This is a genomic window from Bradyrhizobium sp. SSBR45G, assembly GCF_030159255.1.
Lineage (GTDB): Bacteria > Pseudomonadota > Alphaproteobacteria > Rhizobiales > Xanthobacteraceae > Bradyrhizobium.
The window spans coordinates 124,983-150,798 of sequence record NZ_BSCT01000014.1; the positions used below are offsets into that span (position 1 = coordinate 124,983).

Genomic DNA, 25,816 nt, shown 5'->3' on the forward strand with positions numbered 1-25,816 from the left:
CAAGGGAACAGTAGGACTGCAATGGCCCTCGACGCTCCCGCCGCAACTCCGCTCTCGATCTTCACCCCCTGGCCGGACCGGCTGCGCCATTCGGCGATCATCCTGCTCGCCGCGGCGCTGGCGCTGGCCGGACTGGTGCTGCTCGACGAGCTGCTGCCGCTGCGGGCGCTGGCGGTATTCCTGTGTATCGCCGGTGCGGCCCTGGTGCCGTGGCGGCTGCACAGCGCCGTCGCCAAGCGGGAGGAGGAGCGCCACGCCAATCCGGTCGAGGCGCCGGCCGTGAGCGCCGTGGTCGAAGGCATTCCGGACCCCGCCGTGCTGCTCGACCGGGCCGGTCGGGTCATCCATCTCAATGCCGCCGCCGCCCAGCTCGCGCCCGCCTTGCGCAAGGGCGAACTGGCCCAGTTCGCACTGCGCACGCCCGAGATCATCACCGCGCTGCGCGAGGCCATCGCCACCACCGAGATCCGCCGCGCCAGCTATCACGATCATGTGCCGGTCGACCGCTGGATGGAGTTGGTCATCACTCCCGTTCCGGTGCCGACCGCGTTCGGCGGCACCGACAAATGCATGCTGATGACGTTCCACGACCTGACGCCGCTGCGCCGGGTCGAGGAGATGCGCGCCGATTTCGTCGCCAATGCCAGCCACGAGCTGCGCACGCCGCTCGCCGCGCTGTCAGGTTTCATCGACACCTTGCAGGGACCGGCCAAGGATGATCCCAAGGCGCGCGAGCGCTTCCTCGGCATCATGCATACCCAGGCGACGCGCATGGCGCGGCTGATCGACGATCTCCTGTCGCTGTCGCGGGTGGAACTGTCGGCGCATGTGCAGCCCCACACCATGGTCGATGTCGTCGCCATCATCCGCCAGGTCACCGACGGGCTGGAATCGCTGGCGCGCGAGCGTCAGGTGGTGATCGAGACCAGCCTGCCGGACTCTCCAGTCACCATCGCGGGCGACCGCGAGGAGCTGTTGCGTGTGTTCGAGAACCTGATCGAGAACGCGCTGAAATACGGCGCCTCGGGCGAGCGCGTGATCGTGTCGCTGGAGCAGGCCGTCTCCGCCGAGAACGCGCCGGAGATCAGGGTCAAGGTGCGCGATTTCGGACCGGGGATCGCGCCCGAGCATCTGCCGCGGCTGACAGAGCGCTTCTATCGCGTCGATGTCGGCGACAGCCGCGCACAGGGCGGCACCGGGCTCGGCCTCTCGCTCGTGAAGCACATCCTCAACCGCCATCGTGGCCGGCTGCTGATCGAGAGCGTGCCGCGCAACGGCGCCGCCTTCACGGCGTGCTTTCCGCAGTCCCGGCCGGCGCGCGGAGGCTGATCCCGGACATACAGCAGAAATGTAAAAGGCCCGGCGCTGGCCGGGCCATCCTCATCAGTTGTTAGTTGCAGCTTTGCGCGAGGCCGGGAGCGGAGGCGGCGTACGACCGTCCTCATTGCTCGCCATGGGTTTGCTCAGCGCGGCGTCGACTTCGACGGCTGCCGGCGGCGGTCGGCCGCAGGCTGATAGGCGACGCGCGAATGCTGCGCGCAATAGGGCAGGCCGGCGAGCGCCTTGCCGCCGCAGAAGAAGAAGTCCGGGCTCGATGGATCGCCGACCGGCCAGTGGCAGGTCGCCTCGTTGAGCTCCAGCAGCGACAGCCGCTGGTTCATCGGCACGACGTTGTCGAATGCAACCGGATCGGGCTCTGCCTCGACTTCGAAAACCTGTGCGAGCGCAGTGTTGCCCCGCGCCACCGGACGCGCCACGCGCATCATCGGCTGCGCCGGACGGGCCGCCTTGCGCTGGCGCGGTGCCGCGGTGGCCGGGCTCTTGGCGCGGCCGGACAAACCCAGCCGGTGCACCTTGCCGATCACGGCGTTGCGCGTCACGTTTCCGAGTTCCGCGGCGATCTGGCTGGCCGAAAGTCCGGCCTCCCAGAGTTTTTTCAACTGCTCGACGCGATCGTCGGACCAGGTCAATACCGTCATCGAACCCTTCCCTTCGCGGTGCGCCGGCCAATTCTGGGACGGCGCTGCGATCTCTGTCTCAAGAAAATCCCTGACGGCAGAATCCCTTATCCCTCGCCGGGAGCGCGCATGGCACCCGGACGTCACGCGAACAACGAACTCCTAGAGGGATCAGAACTGCCGCACGAGATGTCGTACTCGACGTTGAAAACGCTACAATATGGCGTGACTCTCGCGCAAGAGTCGGCGGCCACCGTCCACACATTCCGCGGTTCCGTGTGGCATGTTTGGAGCAGCGTCACGCGCCCGCAATCTCACGGACCGGCGGGGATGCGGATCGGACGACGCGTAGTTGACTCCGAGCGCCGCCAGCATACAATAGGTGCACGTGCCGCCTTGAAAAGGCGGCACATTTTGTTTTCCAGGGTGGGGTCCCTGATGCGCGATGACGCCGCATGGCGCGTGTCTCGGCCAGCCCGTCAGCTCATGTGATTGCCATGACAAGTGTTGCTGCTACGCATCTCCTCCCCGTATTCGCCCGGGTCGATCTTTCGTTCGAGCGCGGCGAAGGCGCGTGGCTGATCGCGACCAATGGCGATCGCTATCTCGACTTCACCTCCGGCGTTGCCGTCAATTCGCTCGGCCATGCGCATCCGCATCTGGTGAAGGCGCTGCAGGAGCAGGCCACCAAGCTCTGGCACATGTCGAACCTGTTCAAGAGCCCGGACGGTGAGCGCCTCGCCGCACGGCTTTGCGAGCAGAGCTTCGCCGACTACGTCTTCTTCGCCAATTCGGGCGCCGAGGCGATGGAAGGCGCGATCAAGATCACGCGCAAATATCACGCCGCCAAGGGCCATCCCGAACGTTACCGTATCATTACGTTCGAAGGCGCGTTCCACGGCCGCACTCTGGCGACGCTGGCTGCGACTGGTTCCGCGAAATATCTCGAAGGCTTCGGCCCCCCGATGGACGGCTTCGACCAGGTTCCGCTTGGCGACCTCGAAGCTGTGAAGAAGGCGATCGGCCCGCACACCGCCGGCATCCTGATCGAGCCGGTGCAGGGCGAGGGCGGCGTGCGCACCGCGCCGCTGACCTTCTACAAGGCGCTGCGCCAGCTCTGCGACGACAACGGTCTCCTGCTTGTCGTCGACGAGGTTCAGACCGGCATGGGCCGCACCGGCGACCTGTTCGCGCATCGCTGGCTCGGCGTGACTCCTGATGTCATGTCGCTGGCCAAGGCACTCGGCGGCGGCTTCCCGATCGGCGCGGTTCTCGCGACCGCCGAAGCCGCCTCCGGCATGACGCCCGGCTCGCACGGCTCGACCTTCGGCGGCAATCCGTTGGCGGTGTCCGCGGCCAATGCCGTGCTCGACGTGATGCTGGCGCCCGGCTTCTTCGATCATGTCCGCAGGATGTCGCTTCTCTTGAAGCAGAAGCTCGCCTCGGTGGTCGATCGTCATCCGGATGTCATTTCGGAGATCCGCGGCGAAGGCCTGCTGATCGGCATCAAGGCGGTGGTCCCCTCGGGCGATCTGGTGGCGGCGCTGCGCGATCAGAAGCTGCTCACGGTCGGCGCCGGCGACAACGTCGTGCGCTTCCTGCCGCCGCTGATCGTCACTGAATCGGAAATCGAACAATCGGTCGAGATGCTCGATCGCGCCTGCACGGCGCTGTCGGGCGGCCCTGCAAAGCAGGCGGCCTTATCATGAGCAAGACCATGGGCAATACGCCGCGCCATTTCCTCGATCTCACCGAGATGCCGGTCGAGGAGCTGCGCAACATGCTGGCGCTGTCCAGCGCCATGAAGAAGACCTTGAAGTCGCGCGAGCCGGCGAAGAAGCCGCTTGAGGGCAAGGTTCTGGCGATGATCTTCGACAAGCCGTCGACCCGCACCCGCGTATCATTCGACGTCGGCATGCGCCAGCTCGGCGGCGAGGCGATCATGCTGACCGGCACCGAGATGCAGCTCGGCCGCGGCGAGACCATCGCCGATACCGCCCGCGTGCTGTCGCGCTATGTCGACGCGATCATGATCCGCATTCTCAGCCACGAGGCGCTGCTCGAGCTCGCGGCCCACGCCACCGTGCCGGTCATCAACGGTCTGACGCGACGCTCGCATCCGTGCCAGGTGATGGCCGACGTGATGACCTTCGAGGAGCATCGCGGCTCGATCGAGGGCCGCACCGTGGCCTGGACCGGCGATGACAACAACGTGCTGGCCTCCTGGGCGCACGCCGCCGAGCGTTTCAAGTTCCGCCTCAACATCGCCACCCCGCCGCAGTTGTCGCCGGGCAAGCCGATGAAGGACTTTATCCGCACCGCCAAGGCGGACATTCATCTCGGCCACGATCCCGAGGTCGCCGTCGCCAACGCCGATTGCGTCGTCACCGATACCTGGGTGTCGATGGGCGACAAGGACGGCGAGCACCGTCACAATCTGCTGAAGCCCTATCAGGTCAATTCCAAGCTGATGTCGCTGGCCAAGCCCGAGGCCATCTTCATGCACTGCCTGCCCGCCCATCGCGGCGAGGAGGTCACCGACGAGGTCATCGACGGCCCGCAGTCGGTGGTGTTCGACGAAGCCGAGAACCGCCTCCACGCGCAAAAGGGCATCCTGGCCTGGTGCTTCGGCGAGCGGGCGTAGGCGCTGATACATAGGACGTACATTCGTTGCCCCCTCGTCTTGAAGGCGGCGGGATGTTCAGCATTGCTGCCGTGGGCTGACAGCTCGTTCGATGGCAGTAGGGCCTCACCAGGGCGAGTGCGTCGCGGGCGACGCACGAGATCTCTTCCCTTCCCGCCGGGACAATGGCGATCGCACAGGCCGCCAAGCGCAGCATCATCTGCCGCCTGTCCCGGACCGATGACGGCCGTCGACCGTCAATGCGCCTCGTCCCAATTGTCGGCGGCGCGGGCGTCGACGTGCAACGGCACGGACAGCAGCACGGCCGGGAACGGTGCGTCCTGCATCACATGCTGCACGACCGGCAAGGTTGCCGCGACCTCGTCGTCGGGGACCTCGAAGATCAGTTCGTCGTGCACCTGCAGCAGCATCTGTGCGGAGAGCTTCTTCGCAGCCAGCGCGTCCTCGACGCGCGTCATGGCGCGGCGGATGATGTCGGCGGCGGTGCCCTGCAGCCGCGCGTTGATCGCGGCGCGCTCGTTGAAGGCGCGCACGGAGGCGTTGGACGCCTTGATCTCGGGGTAATGACATTTGCGGCCGAACAGCGTGGTGACATAGCCGTGCTTGCGGCAGAACTCGCGGGTCTCATCCATGTAGGCGCGGATGCCGGGGAAGCGCTCGAAATAGCGCTTGATGTAGGCCCCGGCCTCCTCGCGGGCGATGCCGAGCTGGTTGGCGAGGCCGAACGCCGAGATGCCGTAGATGATGCCGAAATTGATCGCCTTGGCGCGGCGGCGCACCTCGCTCGGCATGTCCTTGATCGGCACGCCGAACATTTCGGAGGCCGTCATCGCGTGAATGTCGAGCCCGTCCTGGAACGCCTGCTTCAGCACGGGAATATTCGCGATCTCCGCGAGCAGGCGCAGTTCGATCTGCGAATAGTCCGCCGACACCAGTTTGTGACCGGGCGACGCGATGAACGCGCGTCGGATCTTGCGGCCGTCCTCGGTCCTGACAGGGATGTTCTGCAGGTTCGGCTCGTTCGACGACAGCCGCCCCGTGGTGGTCGCGGCCAGCGCGTAGGTCGTGTGCACGCGATGGGTCTGCGGGTTGACATAGGTCGGCAGCGCATCGGTGTAGGTCGATTTCAGCTTCGAGACCTGGCGCCACTCGAGAATCTTCTTCGCGAAGTCATGGCCCTGCTCGGCGAGGTCGTCGAGGATCGAGGCGGAGGTCGACCAGGCGCCGGTCTTGGTCTTGGTGCCGCCGGGAATGCCCATCTTGCCGAACAGGATATCGCCGATCTGCTTCGGGCTGCCGACATTGATCGGCTCGCCGGCCAGCTCCTGCAGTTCGGCCTCGACCCGCGCCGCGGTCTGGGCGAAGTCGCCGGACAGCCGCGACAGCACCTGCCGGTCGATCGAGATGCCCCTGCGCTCCATGCGGGCGAGCACGGTCACCAGCGGCCGCTCCAGCGTCTCATAGACCGCGGTCATGCGCTCGGCCACCAGCCGCGGCTTCAGCACGCGCCAGAGACGATGGATGACGTCGGCGGCTTCGGCCGAATGCGCCGTCGCGCGGTCGATCGCGACCTGCTCGAAGGTCAGCTTGTTGCGGCCGCTGCCGATCAGCTCGCCTTCACTGATCATGGCGTGGCCGAGCACGTGCTCGGACAGCGAATCGAGCTTCTGCGAGCCGCGTCCGGCATCGAGCGCGTAGCTCATCAGCTGGACATCGTCGGTATTGACCAGGGTGATGCCGGCCTGCGCCAGCATCACGGCCGTGAACTTGATGTTGAAGCCGATCTTGAGGATCCCTGCGGATTCCAGGATGGGCTTCAAAGCATCGAGCGCGTCGCTGTATTTGATCTGGCCGGGCGCGAGACCGGCATCGAACAGTCCGCCGCCGTCGCCGGCCTGGCGATGTGCCAGCGGGATGTAGCAGGCGTCGTTCGGCGCCAGCGCCAGCGAAATGCCGCACAGAGTGGCCTGCATCGGATCGATCGAGCTGGCCTTGATGTCGATGGTGACCCGGCCAAAGTCATGCACGCGCGAGAGCCAGGCGTTCAGCTCGGTCAGGCTGCCCAGCGTCTGATACTTGTCACGATCGATCCGAGCGCTCTTCGCAGCCTCGGCCCTGGACTCGGCGAGGCTGGCGGGCGTGCCCTTGCTCATCGCCGATTTGTCGGTGCGCGGATCGCCGCTCCGAGGTGCGGCGGGCGCCGGCTTGCTCGGTGCGCGCCCTTCCCCGCTTGTGGGGGAGGGCGGGGTGGAGGCCGCGGCTGGGCTCGATCCACTCTTCAGATGCTCATCCGCCGACACGTCGGCTGGATCGATATGCGAATACTCCGCCACACGCCGCGTCAGCGTGGTGAACTCCATCGCCTTGAGGAAGGCGATCAGCTTGCGCGGGTCGGGCTCATGCACTGCGAGGTCGTCGAGCGGCACCTCGAGCGCGACCTTGTCGTCGAGCAGCACCAGCTGGCGCGAGATCCGCGCCTTCTCGGCATTCTCGATCAGCGCCTCGCGCCGCTTCGGCTGCTTGATCTCGCCCGCGCGGCTCAGCAGGCTTTCGAGATCGCCATAGTCGTTGATGAGCTGGGCGGCTGTCTTGATGCCGATGCCCGGCACACCCGGCACGTTGTCGGTGGAATCGCCGGCCAGCGCCTGGACTTCGACGACCTTCTCCGGCGGCACACCGAACTTCTCGATCACCTCGGCGATGCCGATGCGGCGGTCCTTCATCGTGTCGTACATCGTGACGCAGTCGTTGACGAGCTGCATCAGGTCCTTGTCGGAGGACACGATCGTGGTGGTGGCGCCGCGCTCGCAGGCGAGCCTTGCATAGGTCGCGATCAGATCGTCGGCCTCGAAGCCGCCCTGTTCCAGGCACGGCAGGTCGAAGGCGTGCACGGCTTCGCGGATCAGCGCGAACTGCGGGATCAGGTCATCCGGCGCCGGCGGCCGGTGCGCCTTGTAGTCGCCATAGATCTTGTTGCGGAACGTAACCTCGGACTTGTCGAACACGATGGCCAGGTGCGTCGGCCGGTCGGACTCGGGCATGTCGCGCAGCAGCTTCCACAGCATGTTGCAGAAGCCGAGAACTGCGTTGACCTGCAGCCCGTCGGATTTGCGGTTCAGCGGCGGCAGCGCGTGATAGGCGCGGAAGATGTAGGACGAGCCGTCGACCAGGAACACGTGGTCGCCCTTGCTCGCGCTCTTGGCGGCAGCAGGCACAGGGGCGGCGGGGCTGGTAACGACGGCTTTCTCGGGGGCTTTGGGCATGGGCGCAATGTAGGGATTTTCGCTCATATTGACAGCCGTGCCGACGACGTGCGCACCGGATTTTTCCACCCCTCAGTTCGGCCGAGTGCAGCGGATCAGGAAGTCCATGACGGCCCGAATGAGGGGCGTGCGCCTGAGGTCGCGGTGAACGACGAGCCAGATATCGCGGTTGACGCCCTCGTGACCCTGGTCCAGGCGGACGAGGCCGGGATCATCGTCCCCCAAAAAATGCGGCAGGGCGGCGATGCCGAGGCCCGCTCGCGCCGCTGCGGCTTGACTCTCGAGATCGCCCGTCTGGAACACGATCGCGCGTGGGCCGGCGACGCCTTTCAACCATTGCTGCTGGGGCGCCGAGTCCATGCTGGCATCATAGGCGATGAAGCCGAACGAATGTTGCGGCGTCTCCTTGAGATAGCGAGGCGCGCCATAGAGGCTGAAACCGAAGCGGCCGACCTTGCGTGCGATCAGGCCGGGTTCGTCGGGACGCGACAGCCGCAGGGCAATGTCGGCTTCCCGGCGGTTGAGCGATGCGATGCGCTTCTCGCCGATCAGCTTGATGGTGATGGCGGGATGCTGACGGTGGAGTTCGACCAGACGTGGCGCGATCATCCTGTTGGCAAGCGTCGGCGGCGCACTGATCGAGACCTCGCCCGCCAGGCCCGGACGCGATGCGACCACGGCGCGTTCGATCGCGAAGGCGGCCTGCTCCATCGGACTGGCGGCGGCGGCAAGGTGGCGGCCGTCCTCGGTCAGCGCATAGGTCCGCGCGCGCCTGTCGACCAGCTTCAATCTCGTGGCGCGCTCCAGTGCCGCGACGCGGCGCGCGACCGTAACATGATCAACGCCGAGGGCGCGTGCGGCTGCCGACAGCGTGCCTTCACGGGCGAGCATCAGGAAGTGATGGAGGTCGGTCCAGTCGATCTGCATGTTTAAATAATCACAATGGTCGAGACGAGATGGGCAATTCCGCAGACCAACAACGCTGACCATAATCTCTCGATGCAAGCAAGATGCAGGGAGGCCGAGATGGCCGTTGTCGTTCGAGTGAAGGCGCCGGGCGGCGCAGCAAATCTGATGCTGGAAACCGTCGAGCTGCCGGCGCCGCGGCCGGGTGAGATCCGTCTGCGCCAGATCGCGATCGGTGTGAACTTCATCGACATCTATCAGCGCAGCGGTCTGTACCCGCTTCCGGACGGCGTTCCCGGTGTCGAAGGCGCGGGCGTCGTGACGGCGACAGGCGCCGATGTGACCGGCCTGTCCGTCGGGGACCGGGTTGCCTATGCCGGGGCGCCGGTGGGCGCCTATGCATCCGAGCGAAATCTGCCGGCCTGGCGTGCGATGCCGCTGCCCGACGCCGTTTCGGAAGCGTGCGCGGCATCGACCTTGCTGAAGGGCATCACCGCCGCGATGCTGCTCGGTCGAACCTATGTCGTCGGACCCGGAACGACGCTGTTGGTGCACAGTGCCGCCGGTGGGCTCGGCCAGGTGCTGACGCGGCTAGCCCACCTGCGTGGCGCGACCGTCATCGGCACGGTGAGTTCGGAAGCCAAGGCCGAACTCGCGCGCGCCGCTGGTGCGCATCATCTGATCGTCGGGCGAGACACGGACTTCGCTGCTGCCGTCAGGGAACTGACCGGTGGGCGCGGCGTCGACGTGGCCTATGACGGCGTCGGTGGCGGCACACTGGCGCGGACGCTCGCCTGCGTCAGGCCGTTTGGGACGGTCGCCAGCATCGGCCAGTCTGCCGGCCCGATCCCGGAGATTGCCGTCGAAGATCTCGGGCCGCGGCGTAGCCTGTCTTTGGCACGCCCAAGCGTGATGGCCCATGTGAACGATGTCGCTGACTATCGCAGGGACGCCGAGATCGTTCTCGCCGCGCTTGCCGATGGCCAGCTCGGCGGTGGTGGCACCGCCTATCCGCTCGCGCAGGCCGTCCAGGCCCACATCGATCTCGAAAGCGGCCGCAGTCGTGGCGCGCTGTATCTGGTGCCGTGATGGCCGCGCTATTCGGCCGGCTGCAACACGGCCTTCGGCTTCGGCGGCGCGATCCAGAAGGCGATGGGGCGCTCGAACAGGAAGCGGGCGCCGACGCGCAGCGCCAGGCGCCAGATCACGAGCGCGCCGAGGACGCCGGCGATGGTCACGAGCAAAGAGATGGTCCCGATGTCGGTGATCACGCCGGTCTTGAGCAGCACCGTGCGGGTTGCCGCCATCGGCAGGAAGAACGCCAGATAGATCACGATCGAATGCTCGCCGCAGAAGCGCAGCGCATTGAGAAGCTGGGCACGTGCCAGCAGCGTGCCGGCGATGATGATCGCGACCGCGCCGGCGTAGCCGAGGAGCAGCGAGACGGCGGGCCATTCGCTGACGCCGAGATCGACCAGGCCCTGGTTGATCACGGCCCAGGCGAGCAGTCCGATAATGGCGAGCGCGGGCCTCGCCCGCGCCCGATCGGACAGCGCAAAAATGGAGGTCGCGAACAGATAGCCGGAGTAGATGTAGACGAAGCGCGCGCAGAACTCGTCGATCACGGTCCAGCCGGTGACGATATGTGACATTTCGAGCCCCGCTGCGACACCCCAGATCACGGGCGCCGGCAGCTTTCGTGTCAGCTTGATGACGACGAAGAAGATCGGCAGCAGGTAGATGAACCATAGCGTGCCGAACGGCTCGATGAAGGACTCGAGATAGAGATAGCCGGCATGCTGCCAGCCGCCGGCGGCGGCAAAGCCGGGAGCCTTGAAGCCGAACTGGATCGTCACCCACAGCACATAGAAGTAGGCGAAATGCACCACCTTGCGGTCGAGATAGGTGCGCCAGTCGCGGTCGATTACCAGCGGCAGGAACAGTCCCGAGATCAGGAAGAAATCCGGCATCCGGAACGGCTTGGCGAAAGCGACGACGGCGTGCATGAAGCCGGTCTCGCCGGCCGCGAGCTCGACGCCCAGCACCGAGTGCATCATCACGACCATGATGATGCAGATACCCTTGGCGTAGTCGACCCAGTCGATGCGTGCCTCGGTTCCGGCCGTTTTCGGCGTGCCATTTGCGGTCATGCTGTCCCTCTTTGGCGCGGAGCTGCCGCATCTTCAGGCAGAGCCGTTAATACTCCTTCTTGTCATCCAAACGTCATGCCGTTTTCTAAATTCCCCTTGGACCGCAAATGGTTTAAGACGCCAAAGTATTAACCACGAAGGATGGATTTCGATGCGAATTGCGATGATCGGCACGGGCTATGTGGGGCTGGTGTCCGGTGCCTGCTTTGCCGATTTCGGTCACCAGGTCACCTGCGTGGACAAGGACGACAGCAAGATCGCTGCGCTCCATCGCGGAGAAATCCCGATCTTCGAACCCGGGCTGGATGCGCTGGTCGCGGCCAATGTGAAGGCCAAGCGGCTCGATTTCACCACCGATCTCAAGCAGCCGGTCGCGGAAGCCGACGCCGTGTTCATCGCTGTCGGCACGCCGTCACGGCGCGGCGACGGTCATGCCGACCTCACCTATGTCTACGCCGCCGCGCGCGAGATCGCGGCGTCGCTGACCGGCTTCACGGTTGTCGTGACCAAGTCGACCGTGCCGGTCGGCACCGGTGACGAAGTCGAGCGCATCATCCGCGAGACCAATCCTTCGGCCGACGTCGTCGTCGCCTCCAATCCGGAATTCCTGCGCGAGGGCGCGGCGATCCGTGATTTCAAATGGCCTGATCGTATCGTGGTCGGCACCTCCGACGAGCGCGGCCGCAAGGTGCTCGGCGACATCTACCGGCCGCTGTCGTTGAACCAGGCGCCGATGATGTACACCGAGCGCCGCACCGCGGAGCTGATCAAATACGCCGCCAATGCATTCCTCGCGACCAAGATCACCTTCATCAACGAGGTGGCCGATCTCGCCGAGAAGGTCGGCGCCGACGTGCAGGAGGTGGCGCGCGGCATCGGCCTCGACAATCGCATCGGCGCGAAGTTCCTGCATGCCGGTCCGGGCTTCGGTGGCTCGTGCTTCCCGAAGGATACGCGCGCGCTGATCAAGATCGCGCAGGACTACGACACGCAGCTGCGCATCGTCGAATCGGTGCTCGCCGTCAACGACAACCGCAAGCGTGCGATGGCGCGCAAGGTGGCGCATGCCGTCGGCGGCAGCCTGCGCGGCAAGACGGTCGCGGTGCTCGGCCTCACCTTCAAGCCGGAAACCGACGACATGCGCGAGGCGCCGTCGATTCCGCTGGTGACCGGGCTGCTCGACATGGGCGCCAAGGTGCGCGCGCATGATCCGGTCGGCATCGAGCAGGCCAAGAAGGAGCTGCCGGAGATCGCCTATTTCGACGATCCGTATGAATGCGCGACCGGTGCCGATGCCATGGTGCTGGTGACGGAGTGGGTGCAGTACCGCGCCATGGATCTCGATCGCCTCAAGGAGGTGATGGCCCATCCGGTCGTCGTCGACCTGCGCAACGTCTACCGGCCCGAGGAGATGGCCGCGCACGGCTTCGTCTATGAGAGCGTGGGGCGGCCGGGCGTGAAGGGAAGCTGACACCTTGTTGTCATCCCCCGCGCAGGCGGAGTATCCAGGGCGCCCGATCTTCGTGATCCGCGAGGTCTGCGTCTACTGGGTCACCCGCCTTCGCGGGTGACGACGGGTTAGGATATTGCCCCTTCGCTTCGATACGCCGCTACCCATCGATGCCGTGCTGGAGGAACTGTCCGGCACGCTCGAACGCAGCAACACCGCCGTGCTGGTGGCGCCCCCGGGGGCCGGCAAGACGACGCGGGTGCCGCTGGCGCTACGCGATGCGCCGTGGGTCGGGAACAAGAAGATCATCGTGCTGGAGCCGCGCCGGATCGCGGCCCGCGCCAGCGCCGAGCGGATGGCGAAATCGCTCGGCGATCGCGCCGGCGACACCGTCGGCTACCGCGTCCGCTTCGGCTCGAAGATTTCGCGCGCGACCCGTATCGAGGTCGTCACCGAAGGCATCTTCACGCGCCAGATCCTGGATGATCCCGAGCTGACCGGCGTCGCCGCCGTGCTGTTCGACGAATTCCACGAGCGCTCGCTGGATGCCGATCTCGGCCTTGCCTTGGCGCGCGATGCGCAGCAGGGGCTGCGCGAGGATCTCCGCATCCTGGTGATGTCGGCGACGCTCGACGGCGCCCGGGTCGCCAAGCTGCTCGGCGATGCGCCGGTGGTGGAGAGCGAAGGCCGCGCTTTTCCGGTCGAGACGCGCTATGTCGGCCGCAAGCCGGATGCGCCGGTCGAGCGGCAGATGGCCGAGACGATCGCGAGCGCGCTGCGCGCCGATGCCGGCTCGGTGCTGGCGTTCCTGCCGGGCGCGGCCGAGATCCGCCGCACCCAGACCATGCTGGCCGAGCGCGTCCATGATGCTGGAATCGAGATCGTGCCGCTGTTCGGCGCCCTCGATGCCGCGGTCCAGGACCGTGCGATCTCACCGGCGCCCAAGGGCAGCCGCAAGGTCGTGCTGGCGACGTCGATCGCCGAGACGTCGCTGACCATCGAGGGCGTCCGCATCGTGGTCGATTCCGGTCTCGCCCGCGTGCCGCGCTACGAGCCGGACATCGGCTTGACCCGGCTCGAGACGGTGCGCGCCTCGCGCGCCGCCGTCGACCAGCGCCGCGGCCGCGCCGGCCGCACCGAGCCGGGCGTCTGCTACCGTCTCTGGGACGAGCCGCAGACGTCGTCGCTCCCAGCCTATACGCAGCCGGAGATCCTCAGCGCCGATCTGTCATCCCTGGTGCTCGACCTCGCGCAATGGGGCGTCAGCGATCCCGCCACGCTCAGCTTCCTCGATCCGCCGCCGCTGCCGGCCTGGAAGGAGGCCCGCGATCTGCTGACCGAGCTCGGCGCACTCGATGCTGACGGCCGCCTGACGGACGAGGGCCGGCGGCTACGGGCGCTGGCGCTGCCGCCGCGGCTCGCCCGCATGATCGTCGATGCAGCCGATCATGGTGCGGCCCTGGAGGCCGCCGACATCGCGGCCATCCTGACCGAGCGAGGGCTCGGCGGCGACAGCGTCGATCTCGAGGTCAGGCTCGATCAGTTCCGCCGCGACCGCTCGCAACGGGCGCAGAGCGCGCGTGACATGGCGCGGCGCTGGGCGCAGCAGGTCGGCACATCGTCGTCATCGCAAGGGGCAGGGGACCTGACCACCGGGCTGATGCTCGCCTTCGCCTTCCCCGACCGGGTCGCGCGCAACCGCGGCAATGGCAGCTTCGTGCTCGCCAATGGCCGCGGCGCCGCCGTCGAGCAGACCTCCTCGCTGGCGCGCGTGCCCTATATCGCGGTCGGCGAACTGACCGGGACGGCCGCCAGCGGCCGCATCCTGCTCGCGGCGCCGCTCGCGATCGACGACATCGAGCGCCACTTCGCCGCTCATATCGAGGCCAAGGATGAGGTCAGCTTCGACCCGAACGCGATGGCCCTGCGGGCGCGCCGCAGGCGCAAGCTGCACGCGATCACAATGGCCGATGCGCCGGTTGCGCTAACGCCGTCCGAGGACACCGCGCGCATCTTCGCCGAGGGGATCTGCGCCGCGGGCCTCGACCGGCTGCCCTGGTCGAAGGCCGCCAGGCAATGGCGCGACCGGGTCACCTTCCTGCGCAAGGCGGAAGGGGACAGCTGGCCGGATCTGTCGGATGCGGGCCTCGCCGAGCGGCGCGAGGACTGGCTGGTGCCGCTGCTCGCCGACAAGACCTCGCTCAAGGATGTCTCGCCCGGCGACGTCTCGGACGCCGTGATGGCGCTGTTGCCCTGGGATCTGCGCGCCCGGCTCGATCGCGAGGCACCGACCCATTTCGAGGCACCGACCGGCACCATGCTCGCGATCGATTACGAGGCCGAGCAGGGGCCGACCATCGCCGTACGCCTGCAGGAGCTGTTCGGGCTGAATGTCCACCCGTCGATCGCGAAGGGAAAAGTGCCGTTGGTGCTGGAGCTGCTGTCGCCGGCCCAGCGGCCGGTGCAGGTGACGCGCGACCTGCCGGGCTTCTGGCGCGGCTCCTATGCGGCCGTCCGCACTGACCTGCGCGGCCGCTATCCGCGCCATCCCTGGCCGGAGGATCCGGCCCGGGCCGAGCCGACCCGGCGGGCGAAGCCGCGCGGGACCTAGCTCAGGCAAATTATACCGTCCGCAAGGCCGTCATTAACGCTTCGCTCATCGTTTTCGTCAAAATGACGGAGGCAGCCGCTCCGCTTCAGTCGCCCGTCAGCGGCTTTCATGGTCAAGTCGGTTGCGGGGTAAAGTCGGGCGTTGCGTAATGCGTAACATAATGATCTTCGCGGCCGTTCTCGTCGGCCTCGGCACCTTCATGGCGCAACTGGCCGATCGCCTGACGCCGGCCCCGGCGTCCGCGACGACGTCGGTGCGGAGCGCGACGGTGGATAGCGCGGCCGCAGGACAGCGCAGCCTCAACATCCCGACCGACCGCCGCGGCCATTTCCGCGCCGATGGCCGCATCGATGGCCAGCGCATCAGCTTCATGATCGACACCGGCGCCTCGATGGTGGCGCTCAACGAAAGCTCGGCCGCCCGCTTCGGCCTGCGCCCTGCGCGCAGCGAGTACACCGCGAACGTGACGACGGCGAACGGGACCGTGAAGGCGGCGCGGGCGAGGCTCGCGCTGGTCGAGCTTGGCGAGCTCACCGTGCGTGACGTCGATGCGCTGGTGCTGCCCGACACGGCGCTGTCGGAGAACCTGCTCGGCCTGTCGTTCCTGTCCAAGCTGAAGCGCTTCGCCTACGCCAACGGCCAGATGGTCCTGGAGCAGTAGACTGCGCCCTGGCGGGGACTTGCTCCATCCCTCGCCCGCCCCCTATACCGTTAGGCGGCCGGTCCTGAGCTGCAGTGATCGGATGGTTGTCTCATGACCGGCCTGACGGGCGGTCCTGCCTGATTGTTGCCTGCATTCATCGGCCTTCTGCCATTGTCATATGACGTCGTGCGGCGCATGGCTGCATTCTTCCATTGATGCCGATATTCCGAGGCCCCTCCTGATGTTTCCCAAGCCGAAGCCCGTTCTGTTTCCCAATACCTACGCCTTCGAATCCGAGCCGATGGTGAAGCCGACAGGCTTCCGCGAATATGACGCGCGCTGGCTGTTCAACAAGGAGATCAACCTGATGGGGGTTCAGGCGCTCGGCATGGGGCTGGGCGCGCTGATCGCCGAACGCGGCGTGAAGCAGGAGATCGTGACCGGCCACGACTTCCGCGGCTACTCCGCCTCGATCAAATACGCGCTGATCTCGGGCCTGATGGCCGCCGGCTGCAAGGTGCACGACATCGGCCTCGCCGTGACGCCGATGGCCTATTTCGCGCAGTTCGATCTCGACGTGCCCTGCGTGGCGATGGTGACGGCCTCGCACAACGACAATGGCTGGACAGGCGTCAAGATGGGGGCCAACCGTCCGTTGACCTTCGGCCCTGAGGAGATGACCCGGCTCAAGGAGATCGTGCTCAACGCCGAGTTCAAGAACGGCAGCGGCGGCTCCTATCAGTTCCATGAGAATTATCCGGCGCGCTACATCGCCGACCTCACCAACCGTCCCAAGCTGAAGCGCCGGCTCAAGGTGGTCGCGGCCTGCGGCAACGGCACCGCTGGCGCGTTCGCGCCTGACGTGCTGGAGGCGATCGGCTGCGAGGTGATCCCGCTCGACACCGAGCTCGATCACACCTTCCCGAAATACAATCCGAACCCCGAAGACATGGAGATGCTGCACGCCATCCGTGACGCCGTGCTCGCGCACAAGGCCGACGTCGGCCTCGGCTTCGATGGCGACGGCGACCGCTGCGGCGTGGTCGACAACACCGGCGAGGAGATTTTCGCCGATAAGGTTGGCGTGATGCTGGCGCGTGACATGTCGGCGATCCACAAGGACGCGCAGTTCGTCGTCGACGTGAAATCGACCGGCCTGTTCATGACCGACCCGGTACTGCAGGCGCAAGGCGCGCGGACCGCCTATTGGAAGACCGGCCATTCCTACATGAAGCGCCGGACCAACGAGCTCGGCGCGCTCGCCGGCTTCGAGAAGTCAGGCCACTTCTTCTTCAACCGTCCCTTCGGCCGCGGCTATGACGACGGTCTGGTCTCGGCGATCGCGATCTGCGAGATGCTCGATCGCGCGCCTGAGAAGTCGATGGCCGACCTGAAGAACGCGCTGCCCAAGACCTGGTCGTCGCCGACGATGTCGCCGCATTGTGGCGACGAGGTCAAATACGGCGTCGTCGATGCCGTGGTGAAGCACTTCCAGGCCCTGCAGCAGCAGGGCGGCAAGGTGGCCGGACAGCCGATCCGCGATCTCGTCACGGTGAATGGCGTCCGCGTCACGGTCGAGGACGGCAGCTGGGGCCTGGTGCGGGCGTCATCGAACAAGCCGGAACTCGTGGTCGTGGTCGAGAGCCCGGTGTCCGACCGCCGCATGCACGACATGTTCGACGCGGTCAACGCGGTGCTGCGGACGCATCCCGAGGTCGGCGCCTACAACCAGACGATCTGACGCGAGCTCAGACCGGCGGCACCGGCAGTGCCGTCACCGACTTGATCTTCTCCATGGCGAAGCGCGAGGTCACGTTCTTGAGCGGCACCGCGCTGATCAGCTTCTTGTAGAAGACGTCGTAGCTCTGCATGTCCGCGACCACCACACGCAGCATGTAGTCGACGTCGCCGGCCATCCGGTAGAACTCCATCACCTCGGGCATCGAGCTGACGGCCTCGGCGAATTTCCTCAGCCAGGCCTCGGAATGGTCGGCGCTCTCCACCGACACGAACACGGAGATGCCCAGCCCGATCTTGTTCTGGTCGACCAGCGCGACGCGGCGCAGGATGACGCCGTCGGCCTCCAGCCGCTGGATGCGCTTCCAGCACGGTGTCGACGACAGGCCGACCCGGTCGCCGATCTCGGCGACCGACAGGGAGGCATCCTCCTGCAGGACCATCAGGATCTTGCGGTCGATGGCGTCGAGCCGGCGGTTGGCTTCGGGGCCCTGGGCGGTGACATCGGTCATGGAGAAATTTGTTCCATATGAAGGTCAAGAAACCCTCATATAGAGAAAATCGTTCCAAGGCAAGAAAGCGACGTTCAGCCTTTCCGGGCAAACCTTTGGAAAGGCTTGAATGAGGTGTTTTAATACCCCTGGTCGCTTTCCTTCAGCCAGCGGCCGACCAAGTGATGAGCAATGGCGAAGGGATGCGGTCCGGCCAGCCCTTCGGGATGCTGCCGCAGCAGCATCTGCCGGGCCTCGTCGCGGGTGAACCAGCGCGCATCCTCGAGCTCGGTCCGGTCGATGACGATGTCCTCGTTCAGCGCCCGCGCGCTGCAGCCGATCATCAGCGACGACGGATACGGCCAGGGCTGGGTCATGTAGTAGGCGACATCGGTGCAGCGGATGCCGGATTCCTCGAACACCTCGCGGCGAACGGCGTCCTCGATCGTCTCCGCCGCCTCGACGAAGCCGGCCAGGCACGAATACATCCCGGCCGGAAACTGCTTCTGCCGGCCGAGCAGGCACTTGTCGCCGGAGGCGACCAGCGAGATCACCACCGGGTCGGTGCGCGGGAAATGCTCGGTCTTGCAGCTCGGGCATTCGCGCTTCCAGCCGCCCTCGCGCATCGCGGTCTTGGTGCCGCAATTGGCGCAGAAGCCGTGGCGCTGATGCCAGGAGACCATGGACTTGGCCATCGCGATGGTCGCCAGCTGGTCCACCGGGATCGCGCCCTGCATCGCCATGCCGCGCAGCTCGGTGACCGAGACGTCCTCGCGGCCGGCGAGCTTCTCGACCGCCGCTGGCGAAATGCCCATGCCGAACACGGCCGCGCCGTCCTGCAGGCCGAGAAAGATCGTCCCTGGATTGGCGCCGAAGCCGAGCGCCTCGTCGATCGACAGCAGCGGACGCAACTGGTCGCCATCACGCTTCAGCACCAGCGAATCGCGGTGAACGACATAGGCGCGCGTCGACGGCTTGCTTTCGAAGGCGAGAAGCTTGTCGTCGTGGAAGCGCAGATGGGCAGCGCGCTCGATCGGATGGCCGACGAAGGCAGGGCTGCCCAGCGGAAACAAGTCGAATGGCGACATTTCTCACCCTAACCAGATCTTGCGCCGGACAGCGCTGATAAAATGCTGCACCTCCTGCGCATCATGCGACAGGGGCGGGGCGACGCCCCACACGGGACGCGGCCAGGCCACGTCGCTCGTGCGGCGTGCGATGATATGAATATGCAGTTGCGGCACCATGTTGCCCAGCGCGGCGACATTGAGCTTGTCGCATTTCGTGATCTCCTTGACCGCCCGCGACACCCGCGTGATCTCGGTCATCAGCTGCGCCTGGGCGACCTCGTCGAGATCGATGATCTCGACCGCGCCTTCCCGTCGCGGCACCAGCAGCAGCCAGGGATAGTTGGCGTCCTTGATCATCAGCACGCGCGACAGCGGCAGGTCGCCGATATCGATCGTGTCTTTCGTCAATTGCGGATGCAGCGACCAGGCGGATTCGGGCATGCGGGCAGGTTCCTGCAGGCGGTCATGCGGGGGGAGTTCGACGGCACCTAAAGCCTTTCCTGGCTGCGGCACAAGCCCGCGGGGTGGCGGGCCGGGCCGGCGAAGCTCGCGCTTGCTTTCCGGACCGTTTGGCCCCAAATAGGCGTCGGGAGATTGGCGGTGGACGAGCCACTCGCCAACCGGGTCAGGTCCGGAAGGAAGCAGCCCTAACGAGGTCCGGATCGGGTCGCTCGTCAGTCTCCTACCTGTTTTCTCGAGCGAATCGCGCACAGATGGCGGGGACCCCGCGCAGGGCGGGCGCTCGACCGCACTCCGGTTGATTGTGTCGAGGCTGATTGCGTCGACGATCGCGATCGATGCCGGCCTGGAATGCTCACTCGCGGATCGCTCGATGACTGACGCTGGCGCCCCACCCGTTCCGCCCGACAGCGCCGACGCTCCCGCCAAGCCCTACCGGGTGCTGGCGCGCAAATACCGCCCCTCCAGCTTCGCGGATCTGATCGGCCAGGAGGCCGTGGTGCGCACCGTCTCGAACGCCTTCGAGACCGGCCGTATTCCGCAGGCCTGGATCCTCACCGGCGTCCGCGGCGTCGGCAAGACAACCACCGCCCGCATCCTGGCCCGTGCCCTGAATTACGAGCTGCCCGACGGCTCGGTGAAGGGGCCGACCATCCACATGCCGGTGCTCGGCACGCATTGCCAGGCGATCATGGAAAGCCGGCACATGGACATCCTCGAGATGGACGCGGCCTCGCATACCGGTGTCGACGATGTCCGCCAGATCAATGACAGCGTCCGCTATGCGCCGGCCAGCGCGCGCTACAAGGTCTACATCATCGACGAAGTCCACATGCTGTCGACGGCGGCGTTCAACGCCTTCCTGAAGACGCTTGAGGAGCCGCCGGAGCACGCCAAGTTCGTGTTCGCCACCACCGAGATCCGCAAGGTTCCGGTGACGGTGCTGTCGCGCTGCCAGCGCTTCGATCTGCGCCGCGTCGAAGCCGACGTGCTGATGAAGCATCTCGCGGGCATCGCGACCAAGGAAGGCGTGACGATCGAGCCCGAAGCGCTCGGCATCATTGCGCGCGCGGCGGAAGGCTCGGTGCGCGACTCGCTGTCACTGCTCGATCAGGCGATCGCGCACAGCGCCGGCGAGGTCCGCGCCGACGATGTCCGGCAGATGCTGGGCCTTGCCGACCGCACCCGCGTCATCGACCTGTTCCATCATCTCGCCAGCGGCGACATCGCCGCCGCCTTCAAGGAATTCCGCGAGCAATACGACGTCGGCGCCGATCCCGTCGTGGTATTGTCTGACCTCGCCGAGTTCGTGAACTTCGTCACCCGCGTGAAGGTCGTGCCGGCGACGGCAGACAACGTTGCCTTCAGCGAGACTGAGCGACTGCGCGCGCGCGATTTCGCCACCAAGCTCTCGATGCGCGTGCTGTCGCGGATGTGGCAGATGCTGCTCAAGGGCATCACGGAGACGCAAGGCGCGACGCGGCCTGCGGCTGCTGCAGAAATGGTGCTGGTGCGCATTGCCTATGCAGCCGATCTGCCGACGCCGGATGAGGCCATCCGCATGATCGAGCAGAACGGCGGGGGATCACCTGTTGTCACCAATGGCGGTGGTGGGCGCCCTGCGCCTGCACCGAGCATGAGTGCGGGAGCTCCGTCGGTGATGACATCTGCGCCGATGCAGGCGCCGCGCGCGCAAGGCCCGACGCTCGCCGCGGTCGGCGGCGGGATGCGTCCGCAGGCAATGTCGTCGCAGCCGTCGCCGTCACAGCAGGAGCAGCCCGCGCTGCGGCTGGGGAGCTTCCAGGAGCTCGTCGCGCTCGCCGGCAAGAATCGCGACCTGATCACCAAGAGCGCGCTCGAGATGGACGTCAGGCTCGTTCGTTTCGAGGAGGGACGGCTCGAGATCGCGCTGGAACGGACGGCGCAGCGCTCGCTTGTCTCGGACCTCGGCCGCAAGCTCGAGGACTGGACCGGCCGGCGCTGGACCGTGATCGTGTCCAACGAGGCTGGACAGCCGACCTTGCGCGAGCAGAACCTGCGCGCCAAGAGCGAGCGCGAGGCGGCCGCAGAGGCCGATCCACGTGTTCAGGAGGTCCTGGCGCGGTTCCCCGGCACCAAGGTGGTCGAAGTGCGCAGGCTCGCCCCCGAGCCGCCCGAATCGGACGCCAGTGCTGTCGAGCCGCCAGACGAGTCCGACGATGATGATGATTTCTAGAGCATGATCCGGAAAAGTGGAAACCGGATTTCCTCGCGACAAACGCCAAAGGCGTTTGCGCGGAGATCATGCTCAACAAGATGAAGGCTGATGATGAGGTGCTCCGATGGCTGACTTTCTCGGCATGATGAAACAGGCGGCGCAACTGCAAACCAAGATGCAGGAGATGCAGGCGGAGCTCGGCAATATCGAGGTCGAAGGCATTTCCGGCGGCGGCCTCGTGGCCGTGCGCATGAGCGCCAAGATGGACGTGAAGGGCATCAAGATCGATCCCTCGCTGCTGAAGCCGGAGGAGGCCGGGATCCTGGAGGATCTGCTGGTGACGGCGCATGGCGATGCGCGCCGCAAGGCGGAAGCCGCGATGCAGGAGAAGATGCAGGCCATCACCGGCAAGCTCGGCCTGCCACCCGGCTTCGGCTTCGGCTAGTCAACGAATGACATTCGTGAACTGATGGCCGTCGCCGGTCCCGAAATCGAGCGCCTGATCCAGCTGCTTGCGCGCCTGCCCGGCCTCGGGCCGCGCTCGGCGCGACGTGCCGCCTTGCACCTGATCAAGAAGCGCGAGGCGCTGATGGTGCCGCTTGCCTCGGCGATGCAGGTCGCGATCGAACGCATCCAGGTCTGCAAGACCTGCGGCAACATCGACACGCAGAGCCCCTGCACGGTGTGCACCGACCCGCGGCGCGATCCGGCGATGATCGTCGTCGTCGCCGATGTCGCCGACCTCTGGGCGCTGGAGCGCGCCAAGGCCAGCAATGGCCGCTATCATGTGCTCGGCGGCACCTTGTCGCCGCTCGACGGTGTCGGGCCGCAGGATCTCACCATCGACGCGCTGGTGCAGCGGGCGCATGCGCCCGAGGTCTCCGAGATCATCCTGGCACTGAACGCGACGGTCGACGGCCAGACCACCGCGCACTACATCACCGACCTCCTGCAGGAGGCGAACGTCAAGGTCACGCGACTGGCCCATGGCGTGCCGGTCGGCGGCGAGCTCGACTATCTCGATGAAGGCACGCTGTCAGCCGCGATGCGGCAGCGGACTTTGTTCTAAGCACAGACGGAAGTGGAATGATGACGAAACGCGGATTCGGCAGACGGCTGGCTTTGGGCGCGATTTGGATGGCGCTCACAGCGCCATCCGTGCTGGCGCAGCAGGGCGAAGCGCCGCAGAAGGCCGGCAAGCTGCTCAATGCCGGCGACGTGCTGTCGGGCGAGTTGAGCGCCCTGAAGGTCAAGGGCGCCAAGCCCGGCCAGCCGTCATCCGCCTATCAGATCACCAGCGAGCCCCGCCGCCTGCCGCCGCCGAGCGGGCTGTGCAATCTCGAGACCGGCCCGGAGACGTTCCAGCTCGTCACCGCCAGCCCTGCCCAGCTCTCGCAGCTGAAGGGTCTGCTGGGCAAGCAGATCGCGGTGAAGGTCGACGAGATCACCTGTGCCCAGGATGCTGGCCAGATCAGCGAGGCTGTGGTGACGAAGTGGAGCCTGGTGAAGCGCTGAACAAGCTCAAAACAGCCTCGTTCAAGTTGCACGCTCCAGGTCTGCCTCCTAGCATGGAAAGTGCCCGGCCATGCCTTGATGGCCGTTTTCGGGGAGGGCGGTGTGCCGTTCATTTTCGACCAGACCGAGATCGAGTGGCCTGAGGATGACTCAGAGCCTCCGGCGCCCCGGGTCAAGGATTTCGTCTACCTGCCGTCGCCGGAGTTCACTGGGATTAAGGAGCCGGTTCGATTCTCTCCCGATCCTCCTGCCGAGGTCGCTGAGCCCGGGCCTCCCGCCGCCAGCGAGCCGATTGCGACAGCCGCGCCGGCCAGGCGAAGCCTCCTGGATCGCCTTTTCAGGCGCGCGCCCAGAAGCGAATCGCCCCAGCCCGATCGCTCAACGCTCGAGGAGCGCAGGCGCCGCGATCAGTTGGAGCGCGACCGGCGGAGACAGCTGCTGCTGAGCACGATGGTGCCGGCGCTGCGGGCCGCTGGCGCGAAGCGTGCCTATTGCCGCTACGATGGCGGAAACGATGAAGGATTTTCTTGGCTTGATCACTACGTCGGTGACAATGGTGATCGTCTCGATCTCGACTTGCTGGCGGTGCGATTGTGGGACGCGGGCCTTCATGGTCAGCTGCGTGCTGCTGGATACGGCAGCCATCTGACGGAGACCTTGAAGAAGCCGCAGGTCCTTGAGCTGAAAAACTTCCTTTCCAGCTGGCTGACCGATGAATGGGCAACGCTGCTTCTCGGGAGAGGATTCGGGACCGGCGAATACACCATGTATGGCGCGTTCTGGGTGGATCTTGAGACATGCACCATCTCGGATGATCGCAACGCCGATCCAGTCGTGGAAAACATCACGATTGCTGATTAGGTCGGTCCATGGCGCATCCCTATCATCACGCCGTCCGATCCGCCCGCCTGTTCGGAGGAGAACCTGCCGACTATCTGGCGATCCACGACTGGTTCGACGAGAGCAAGGCGCATCTGGCTGACGTTCGCCACCGGGCTCTGCGCCACCACAGCGAAGGGATATTCCTGTGCGAGGCGATCTTCGGCGCCACTCTGACCAACAGCATCGGCAAGGTCGTTCCCGTGAGGACGATCGGCGAGCAGCATGTCAAGGACGATCTGGGCTGGATCCCGACCGTCAAGGATTGGCTGCAGCATCTGGAGGTCCAGCCCTGGATGGGACGAACGCCATTCCGTCCGCAGACGGACGAGCGACAGGCTGTCGGCTTATCAACCGACGATCAGAAGCAGGACGAGGCGGCTCCGCAGCGTTGAGCTGCTGATGCGTCAGACCTTGACCGGCCCCAGCTCATCGAAATGCCCGCGCCGCTGTAGCCAGGCGAGCAGCACGAGGCTTGGGATCGCCACCAGCACGCAGATCACGAAGAACGCGGGCCAGCCGGTGGCCTTGGCGACATAGCCCGCTCCCGACGACAGGTAGGTCCGGCCGACGGCGGCGAGCGCTGTCAGCAGCGCATATTGGGTCGCGGTGTGCAGCGGGTTCTTGCACAGCGCGGAGAGGTAGGCGACGAAGATCACGGTGCCGATCGCGCTGGTGAAGTTCTCGGCCGAGATCGCCAGCGCCAGCGCCCATTGGTTGACGCCGACGATGGCGAGCCAGGAGAACGACAGATTGGCGAGCGCCTGCACCACGCCGCCAATCCACAGGCTTGTCGCCAGCGAATAGCGCCGCGCGACGAAGCCGCCGGCAAAACCGCCGGCGAGCGTCGCACCTAAACCGACCCCCTTCACGATCGCGGCGTAGTCGACCTTGGTGAAGCCGAGATCGATCACGAACGGCGCAGTCATCGTGCCGGAGAAGGCATCGGTGAACTTGAACAGCACGACGAAGGCCAGCGCTGCGAGGGCGTCGCGCCGGCCGAGGAACTCGACGAAGGCGCCGGCCGCCGCATGCATCACGCGGGCGAGCGCGGTGTCCGCGCCCATCGCGGCCTCCGCCTGCTGCGACTGTGCCGGCTCGGTCGCCGCGAGGGCCGTGATCGTGCCGATCAGGACCAGACCGGCCATCGCGACATAACCCCACATCCAGGCGGATGAGCGCGCGAAGCCGCTGCTTTCGAACGCACTGACCACCACCAGCGCGCCGGCGGTCGAGACCAGCATGCCGATGCGGTAGGCGGCCACATAGGCGGCCATGCCGGCGGCCTGCTCGCTTTCCGGCAGGCTCTCGACGCGGAAGGCATCGACCACGATGTCCTGGGTCGACGACATCGCCGCCACCAGCAGCGCGGCCAGCGCGACCATGAACGGGCTGCGCGCAGGATCGGTCAGAGCGAGCAGGAGGATGGCACCGATCAGCAGCAGCTGCGCGAACACCAGCCAGCCGCGCCGCCGTCCGAAGGCGCGCGAGAGCAGCGGCACGTGCAGCGCGTCGACCAGCGGCGCCCACAGGAATTTCAGCGTGTACGGCGTGCCGACCAGCGCGAACAGCCCGATCGTGCCGAGGTCGACGCCGAGCTCGCGCATCCAGATCTGCAGGGTCGAGCCCGACAGCGCCAGCGGCAGTCCCGAGGAGAAGCCGAGGAACAGCACCACGAGCACGCGCGGCTGCAGATAAACGGCCATGCTCTCGCGCCAGGTGGGGGCGGGCTTGGCGGCGTCGGGCTTTGGAGCGGCAGCAGTGATCTCGGAAGCGGCGTCAGGTGCGGTCATCAGAACCTGCTAGCAGATTTGCGCAAGAAACGCTCCCCATCTCCACTGTC

Annotated in this window: 22 protein-coding genes and 1 other RNA gene; 15 read left to right on the forward strand and 8 right to left on the reverse strand. The window is 66.2% G+C overall.

Translation table 11 applies throughout. From position 1 onward, the window contains the following. Positions 1-21 precede the first annotated feature (21 nt). Entirely contained in the window at positions 22-1,329 is a 1,308-nt protein-coding gene (locus tag QQL87_RS18175) for an ATP-binding protein (protein WP_284421433.1), read from the forward strand. A gap of 134 nt (positions 1,330-1,463) precedes the next feature. Here the strand turns inward: QQL87_RS18175 and QQL87_RS18180 are convergent, their stop codons facing one another. Then, positions 1,464-1,979, reverse strand: coding sequence for a GcrA family cell cycle regulator (locus QQL87_RS18180; protein ID WP_284421432.1), 516 nt, complete (start codon positions 1,977-1,979; stop codon positions 1,464-1,466). Positions 1,980-2,455: 476 nt separating this feature from the next. Here QQL87_RS18180 and QQL87_RS18185 point away from each other — a divergent pair, with 476 nt between their 5' ends. Further along, complete coding sequence (locus tag QQL87_RS18185; protein ID WP_284421430.1) at positions 2,456-3,667, forward strand: aspartate aminotransferase family protein; 1,212 nt, start codon at positions 2,456-2,458, stop codon at positions 3,665-3,667. A gap of 8 nt (positions 3,668-3,675) precedes the next feature. Then, on the forward strand, positions 3,676-4,602 hold the full coding sequence (gene argF / locus QQL87_RS18190) for an ornithine carbamoyltransferase (protein WP_284421542.1): 927 nt from the start codon (positions 3,676-3,678) through the stop codon (positions 4,600-4,602). Positions 4,603-4,838: 236 nt separating this feature from the next. Here argF and polA read toward each other — a convergent pair whose 3' ends face one another. Both polA and QQL87_RS18200 read right to left on the reverse strand, forming a co-directional pair. Further along, complete coding sequence (gene polA, locus QQL87_RS18195; RefSeq protein WP_284421428.1) at positions 4,839-7,865, reverse strand: DNA polymerase I; 3,027 nt, start codon at positions 7,863-7,865, stop codon at positions 4,839-4,841. Positions 7,866-7,937: 72 nt separating this feature from the next. After that, a complete protein-coding gene (locus QQL87_RS18200; protein ID WP_284421426.1) occupies positions 7,938-8,792 on the reverse strand; it encodes a LysR family transcriptional regulator in 855 nt (284 codons plus the stop codon). A 99-nt stretch (positions 8,793-8,891) separates the two neighbouring features. Between QQL87_RS18200 and QQL87_RS18205 the strand changes: the two genes are divergently transcribed. After that, positions 8,892-9,860: a quinone oxidoreductase family protein gene (locus tag QQL87_RS18205; RefSeq protein WP_284421424.1), complete on the forward strand. Its 969-nt coding sequence runs from the start codon at positions 8,892-8,894 to the stop codon at positions 9,858-9,860. Positions 9,861-9,868: 8 nt separating this feature from the next. Here QQL87_RS18205 and QQL87_RS18210 read toward each other — a convergent pair whose 3' ends face one another. Continuing rightward, complete coding sequence (locus tag QQL87_RS18210) at positions 9,869-10,921, reverse strand: acyltransferase family protein (RefSeq protein WP_284421423.1); 1,053 nt, start codon at positions 10,919-10,921, stop codon at positions 9,869-9,871. A gap of 151 nt (positions 10,922-11,072) precedes the next feature. Here QQL87_RS18210 and QQL87_RS18215 point away from each other — a divergent pair, with 151 nt between their 5' ends. The 4 genes from QQL87_RS18215 (at position 11,073) to QQL87_RS18230 (ending at position 17,366) form a co-directional block, all read left to right on the forward strand. After that, positions 11,073-12,392, forward strand: coding sequence for a UDP-glucose dehydrogenase family protein (locus QQL87_RS18215; protein WP_284421422.1), 1,320 nt, complete (start codon positions 11,073-11,075; stop codon positions 12,390-12,392). A 115-nt stretch (positions 12,393-12,507) separates the two neighbouring features. Beyond that, positions 12,508-14,982, forward strand: a complete 2,475-nt coding sequence (gene hrpB, locus QQL87_RS18220; RefSeq protein WP_284421421.1) for an ATP-dependent helicase HrpB — start codon at positions 12,508-12,510, stop codon at positions 14,980-14,982. 160 nt (positions 14,983-15,142) lie between these two features. Further along, complete coding sequence (locus QQL87_RS18225) at positions 15,143-15,643, forward strand: TIGR02281 family clan AA aspartic protease (RefSeq protein WP_284421541.1); 501 nt, start codon at positions 15,143-15,145, stop codon at positions 15,641-15,643. 223 nt (positions 15,644-15,866) lie between these two features. Continuing rightward, complete coding sequence (locus QQL87_RS18230; RefSeq protein WP_284421420.1) at positions 15,867-17,366, forward strand: phosphomannomutase/phosphoglucomutase; 1,500 nt, start codon at positions 15,867-15,869, stop codon at positions 17,364-17,366. A 7-nt stretch (positions 17,367-17,373) separates the two neighbouring features. On the opposite strand, the gene QQL87_RS18235 is transcribed toward QQL87_RS18230, so the two are convergent. The 3 genes from QQL87_RS18235 to QQL87_RS18245 all read right to left on the reverse strand — a co-directional run bounded on the left by QQL87_RS18235 (position 17,374) and on the right by QQL87_RS18245 (position 19,364). Continuing rightward, positions 17,374-17,874 (reverse strand): Lrp/AsnC family transcriptional regulator, encoded by a 501-nt coding sequence (locus QQL87_RS18235; protein WP_284421418.1) that lies wholly within the window; start codon positions 17,872-17,874, stop codon positions 17,374-17,376. Positions 17,875-17,993: 119 nt separating this feature from the next. Continuing rightward, positions 17,994-18,941 (reverse strand): NAD(+) diphosphatase, encoded by a 948-nt coding sequence (gene nudC / locus QQL87_RS18240; protein WP_284421417.1) that lies wholly within the window; start codon positions 18,939-18,941, stop codon positions 17,994-17,996. A gap of 3 nt (positions 18,942-18,944) precedes the next feature. Further along, positions 18,945-19,364: an HIT domain-containing protein gene (locus tag QQL87_RS18245; RefSeq protein ID WP_284421416.1), complete on the reverse strand. Its 420-nt coding sequence runs from the start codon at positions 19,362-19,364 to the stop codon at positions 18,945-18,947. Between the two features lie 148 nt (positions 19,365-19,512). Between QQL87_RS18245 and ffs the strand changes: the two genes are divergently transcribed. The 7 genes from ffs to QQL87_RS18280 all read left to right on the forward strand — a co-directional run bounded on the left by ffs (position 19,513) and on the right by QQL87_RS18280 (position 24,368). Beyond that, positions 19,513-19,609: signal recognition particle sRNA small type (gene ffs / locus QQL87_RS18250), an RNA gene on the forward strand. 146 nt (positions 19,610-19,755) lie between these two features. Further along, positions 19,756-21,597: a DNA polymerase III subunit gamma/tau gene (locus QQL87_RS18255; protein WP_284421415.1), complete on the forward strand. Its 1,842-nt coding sequence runs from the start codon at positions 19,756-19,758 to the stop codon at positions 21,595-21,597. 106 nt (positions 21,598-21,703) lie between these two features. Continuing rightward, the gene (locus tag QQL87_RS18260) at positions 21,704-22,024 is read left to right on the forward strand and encodes a YbaB/EbfC family nucleoid-associated protein (protein ID WP_284421414.1); all 321 of its coding nucleotides are present in this window, start codon (positions 21,704-21,706) and stop codon (positions 22,022-22,024) included. Positions 22,025-22,048: 24 nt separating this feature from the next. Next, positions 22,049-22,648, forward strand: coding sequence for a recombination mediator RecR (recR, locus tag QQL87_RS18265; protein WP_012047111.1), 600 nt, complete (start codon positions 22,049-22,051; stop codon positions 22,646-22,648). A 20-nt stretch (positions 22,649-22,668) separates the two neighbouring features. Then, positions 22,669-23,094, forward strand: coding sequence for a hypothetical protein (locus QQL87_RS18270; RefSeq protein WP_284421413.1), 426 nt, complete (start codon positions 22,669-22,671; stop codon positions 23,092-23,094). Positions 23,095-23,196: 102 nt separating this feature from the next. Further along, positions 23,197-23,955: a hypothetical protein gene (locus tag QQL87_RS18275; protein ID WP_284421412.1), complete on the forward strand. Its 759-nt coding sequence runs from the start codon at positions 23,197-23,199 to the stop codon at positions 23,953-23,955. 8 nt (positions 23,956-23,963) lie between these two features. Further along, on the forward strand, positions 23,964-24,368 hold the full coding sequence (locus QQL87_RS18280; protein WP_284421410.1) for a DUF6915 family protein: 405 nt from the start codon (positions 23,964-23,966) through the stop codon (positions 24,366-24,368). A gap of 12 nt (positions 24,369-24,380) precedes the next feature. Here QQL87_RS18280 and QQL87_RS18285 read toward each other — a convergent pair whose 3' ends face one another. After that, positions 24,381-25,766 (reverse strand): AmpG family muropeptide MFS transporter, encoded by a 1,386-nt coding sequence (locus tag QQL87_RS18285; protein WP_284421409.1) that lies wholly within the window; start codon positions 25,764-25,766, stop codon positions 24,381-24,383. Between the last annotated feature and the right edge of the window lie 50 nt (positions 25,767-25,816).